The 4,200-nt window shown below is 67.2% G+C and carries 5 protein-coding genes; 3 read left to right on the top strand and 2 right to left on the bottom strand.

The window, feature by feature from the left end; translation table 11 throughout:
* Nucleotides 1-806 (bottom strand): alpha/beta fold hydrolase (locus tag AC1DOC_RS22105; RefSeq protein WP_478130485.1); only part of this gene is annotated, 806 nt, incomplete at its 3' end.
* Nucleotides 807-943: 137 nt separating this feature from the next.
* On the opposite strand from AC1DOC_RS22105, the gene AC1DOC_RS22100 reads away from it, so the two are divergent.
* From AC1DOC_RS22100 to AC1DOC_RS22090, 3 genes are read left to right on the top strand one after another with little or no spacing between them, the layout of a single operon-like run.
* Nucleotides 944-1,681 (top strand): type IV toxin-antitoxin system AbiEi family antitoxin domain-containing protein, encoded by a 738-nt coding sequence (locus tag AC1DOC_RS22100; protein WP_307596059.1) that lies wholly within the window; start codon nt 944-946, stop codon nt 1,679-1,681.
* Nucleotides 1,678-2,634 (top strand): nucleotidyl transferase AbiEii/AbiGii toxin family protein, encoded by a 957-nt coding sequence (locus tag AC1DOC_RS22095; RefSeq protein ID WP_478084330.1) that lies wholly within the window; start codon nt 1,678-1,680, stop codon nt 2,632-2,634. The genes AC1DOC_RS22100 and AC1DOC_RS22095 overlap by 4 nt, the downstream gene beginning before the upstream one ends.
* Before the next feature lie 2 nt (nt 2,635-2,636).
* Nucleotides 2,637-3,569 carry a LysR family transcriptional regulator gene (locus tag AC1DOC_RS22090; RefSeq protein WP_436299026.1) on the top strand — a complete coding sequence of 311 codons (933 nt, stop codon included), beginning with the start codon at nt 2,637-2,639 and terminating at the stop codon, nt 3,567-3,569.
* Nucleotides 3,570-3,600: 31 nt separating this feature from the next.
* Here the strand turns inward: AC1DOC_RS22090 and AC1DOC_RS22085 are convergent.
* The coding region (locus AC1DOC_RS22085) for a tripartite tricarboxylate transporter substrate binding protein (RefSeq protein WP_478130484.1) at nt 3,601-4,200 on the bottom strand (600 nt) is incomplete at its 5' end.

Here is a 4,200-nt window from a genome sequence, read left to right as displayed (position 1 = left end):
GCGGTGTATGGCGCCATTGCGGTCAGCACCACCAGCGGACGATCGCCCAGATGCTGGAAGTCCATGGCTTCGGCCAGCGAGGCGTCGACCGCATCGCTTTCGGCGAGCTGCGTGCGCAGCGACTTGGGCGCGAAGGCGCGGACCGCCTGCATGTCCTGTGCGCTGTGGTGCGGGCTCTCCGGCAGCAGCACCGGCGCGGCCGCGCGCAGCACGCCGAACGGTGCCAGCGCAATGCCGATGCGCGAGCGCATCGAGCGCGATTCGGTCATGAAATGCGCCACGCGCTCGACCTGCTCCGGATGCGACGGATCGACCAGCACCAGCCCCGCGACCTCGGCGCCGAAGCGATGCGTGAAGCCCAGCGCGTAGAGCCCGCCCAGCGATTGGCCGGCCAGCACGAAGGGGCCGCGTTCGCCCGACTTGGCCAGCACGGCGTGAAGATCGTGCACCGCCTGCGCTGCGCCCGGCGGCGTGTTCGAAGGATCGCTCCACATCAGCCCCGCGCGGCTGTAGGCGCATGCGCGCGTGTGCGCCGCGACCTTCGGCTGCACGGCCGACCAGCTCAGCGATCCGTCCACGCTCAGGCCCGCTTCGAACACCACGGTGGGAGAACCGGTGCCGCGGCAGTCGAGCTGGATGCGGCGTCCGGCGCCGACGTCGACCATCTTCCCGGGCGCCGGGAAGTCTCGTACCGCGCGGTAGCGACCGATCTGCTCGTAGGCAATGCCGGCCAGAGCCGCCAGCACGGCGAGCGCCGCGGCCGCGGCAAGGCCGGCGCGCAGCGTGCTGTGTCTTGAAGTTCTCACTGTGCGGCTTTATGGCATGAAGACGCCGCTCGCGCCATGGGTTGATTTTATATAAGTTACCTATATCGTAGGCAGACTACGATTTCGACAGATATTTCAAGTTTGCCATTACTTGAAAAAAGTGCTTGAATCGCAGCATGGCTACGATTGGAAAGAGCAAACTAAACGCGCTCTATACCCGCCTGGTCCCTGGAATTCCACTGACCTCAGAAGACTTGGCGGCCCTGGGGATCTCCGCGGACCTCGCCGTGCACTATGTGCGCGCCGGCTGGCTCACGCGTCTGACACGCGGCGTGTTCTGTCGTCCCAACGACACCCTGGCCCTGCATCCGAGCCTCGTTCTGCTGCAGCGACAGCTGGCGGGCTTGCACGTGGGCGGCAAGTCGGCGCTGGACTGGTACGGCGTGCGCCAGTATGTGGCGCAGCAGCCAGTACTTCAGCTTTATGGTTGGGCGGCGGGGCACCTGCCGGACTGGTTCACTGGGCGCTTTCCGGCCGAGTACCACCGCAAGCGGCTGTTCGACGAGCAACCGGGCGCCTTGCTGCACGCTGGCCCTTTTGAGAAGCGCGACGGGGCGGCGCAGGTGGCTGAACCGGAGCGCGCCTTGTTGGAGTTGCTGAGCGAGGTAGGCGTACGCCAGCCGCTGCAGGAAGCCCGCGAACTTGTGGAGAGCACCTACAGCCTGCGCGCCAATGTGTTGGGCGAGCTGCTGCGGCGGTGCACGAGCGTCAAGACCGTACGGTTGTGCCTGCAGCTCGGCCGCGAGGCCTCTGTGCCCTGGGCGGCCAAGCTCGATCCAGCCACGCTGCCAACGGGCAGCGGCCGGCCCTGGGTGTCCCGTTCGGCCGACGGCCTGTTGGTGCTCAAGCCATGAACCCCGCCTATCTGGAGACCGCGCGCCTGTTGATACAGGTGGCGCCGCTCGTCTTTGCGGACGACACCTTCGCCCTGAAGGGTGGCACCGCGATCAATCTGTTCGTGCGCGACATGCCGCGCCTGTCAGTAGACCTGGATCTGGTATTCCCCGATCACACGCTGCCGCGCGACGCGGCGCTGGCGCGCATCAACGAAGCTATTCGCCAAGCGTCTGAGCGCTTGAAGAGGCGAGGCTTCCAGACGCACGCCCCGGCAGCGCTGGCAGGCGAAACCAAGCTGCTGGTGCGCCGCGGCTCGGTTCAGGTGAAGATCGAAGTCAACTTCGTGATGCGGGGCTCCGTGCGGCCGGTGCGCCGAGCCGCGCTCACGCCGGCCGCGCGTGACATGTTGATGGCAGACCTGGAGATTCCGGTGGTGTCGCTGGAGGACGTGTACGGCGGCAAGCTGGTGGCGGCGCTGGACCGCCAGCATCCGCGTGACCTGTTCGACGTGATGCAGCTCTTTGCGCGTGAAGGCATCACACCCGGCATCCGCCGCGCCTTCGTGGTCTACCTGGCCAGCAGCAACCGGCCGGTGCACGAAGTGCTGTTTCCGCCGCTGCGCGACATCCGGCACGACTTCGAGCACAACTTCCAGGGCATGATGGCCGAGCCGGTGCCGCTCGACGCACTGCTCGCGGCCCGGGAGCGCCTCACGCGTGAGATCCAGCAGGGGCTCGACGACGATGAGCGGCGCTTCCTGCGATCGCTGGTCGCCGGCGCACCCGAGTGCGCGCTGCCAGGCATCGGGCATTTGGAAGATCACCCGGGCGTGCGATGGAAGCTCCACAACCTGGCGCAGCTGCAAAAGACAAACCCGAAGAAGTTTGCCGAACAAGCCGAGACGCTGACCGCTCGGCTGGCCACAGTGGCTTCGAGTGCGAGTGTCCCGCTGTCCTCAAGGAAGGAATGAGCATGGACATCCGTCAGCTGCGCTATTTCGTCAAGGTCGTCGAGCTCAAGAACATCACGACCGCGGCGGAGGCGCTTTTCATCGCCCAGCCTTCCTTGAGCCAGCACATGGCCAATCTGGAGTCGGAGCTCGGCGTCACCTTGCTGGAACGCAGTGTTCACGGCACGCGGGCCACGGCCATCGGCGAGCTGCTCTATCGCCATGCGAAGACGATCCTGCGGCAGTTCGAAGACACCCGCTCGGCCATCCGGCAGGAGAGCGAATCGCCTTCGGGCCGGGTGGCCATCGGGTTCCCGACCAGCACCTCGCGCATCCTGACCGCGCCGCTGCTGGCGCGGCTGCAGGAGCGCTATCCGCTGATCGAACTGGAAATGGTGGAGGCCTCCAGCGGGGACTTGACGGGGCAGGTGGCGGCCGACCGGCTGGCGCTGGCGGTCACGATGGATGCCCGGGCCGATTCGCGCCTGCGCATCGAGCCGATCCTGGAGGAAGAACTGTTCGTGGTGGTGGCCTCGTCGCAAAAAGCACCGCGCGCCTTCGGCATCGAGGCCTTTGCCAAGCTGCCGCTGCTGCTGCCCACGCATCCGAATTCGGTGCGCGTGGCCACCGAGCGGCTGCTGCGCGATCGCCAACTGAAATTCCGCCTGGTGGCCGAAACCAGCGCAGTGGAAATCCTGATCCTGGCCGTCGAGCGCGGGCTCGGTGCCACGGTGCTGCCGACCGCGGCCTTTGCGCTGGCGCAGCAGCATGGCCGCGTGCGCGGCGTTCCCATCAAGGGACGGCCGCTGCTGCGCGAGCTGTCGCTGAGCCTGTCGGCCCCGGCGGCGCACAGTCCCGCCGTGCAATGCGTGCGCGAACTGCTGCTGCAAGTGATCGACGAGGAGATCGCAAGCAAGCGCTGGAAGGGCGTGCGGCGGTTCAGCGACGCAGGCTAGGGCGGTGCGCTCCTTCGCGAGCACCTCATGCTCATTCCACGCGGATGTTGTTCCTGGTGATGAAGGCACTCCAGAAAGCCTGGTCATCGATCGCGCGGCGGCGGATATCCGCTTCGCCGCCGCTCATGGCCGGCAGCGAGAGGTCGGCCAGCCGGGCCTTGACGGCCGGATCCGCCATCACCTTCTGCAGCGCGGCGTTGAAGGTGGCAACGACCTTCGGATCCAGGCGCGCCGGGCCGGCAATCGCGTACCAGCCGGGCATCGGCGGCACGTTCAGTCCCGCCTCCTTCACCGTCGGCACCTGGGGCCACTGCGGCACGCGGCTGGCGCCGAGCACCGCCACCGCCTGCACCTTGCCCGACTGCACCTGCGGCAGCGCCGGGCCGACCACGCTCACCATGGCGTCGACCTCGCCCGCCAGCACGGCCGTGAGCGCCGCGGCCGAGCCCTTGTAGGGCACGTGCATCAGCTTGACGCCCGCGGTCGCGGCGATCAGTTCCATCGCGATGTGGGTGGAGTTGCCGATGCCGGCGCTGCCGAAGGTCAGTTCGCCGTTCTTCGCCTTCGCCTGCTCGAGAAACTGCGCGAAGGTCTTGATGCCGCTCTTGTTGCTCGTCACCAGCACGAAGGG

The sequence above is a fragment of the Variovorax sp. 01T439_2 genome (assembly GCF_056398445.1).
Note: the sequence above shows the minus strand (reverse complement) of the source record. Positions and strands in the feature narration are given on the sequence as shown.

Excerpts from the sequence above, each read along its gene's own strand:
- AC1DOC_RS22100 (WP_307596059.1), top strand. The coding sequence starts at position 944 with ATGGCTACGATTGGAAAGAGCAAACTAAACGCGCTCTATACCCGCCTG.
- AC1DOC_RS22095 (WP_478084330.1), top strand. The coding sequence starts at position 1,678 with ATGAACCCCGCCTATCTGGAGACCGCGCGCCTGTTGATACAGGTGGCG.
- AC1DOC_RS22090 (WP_436299026.1), top strand. The coding sequence starts at position 2,637 with ATGGACATCCGTCAGCTGCGCTATTTCGTCAAGGTCGTCGAGCTCAAG.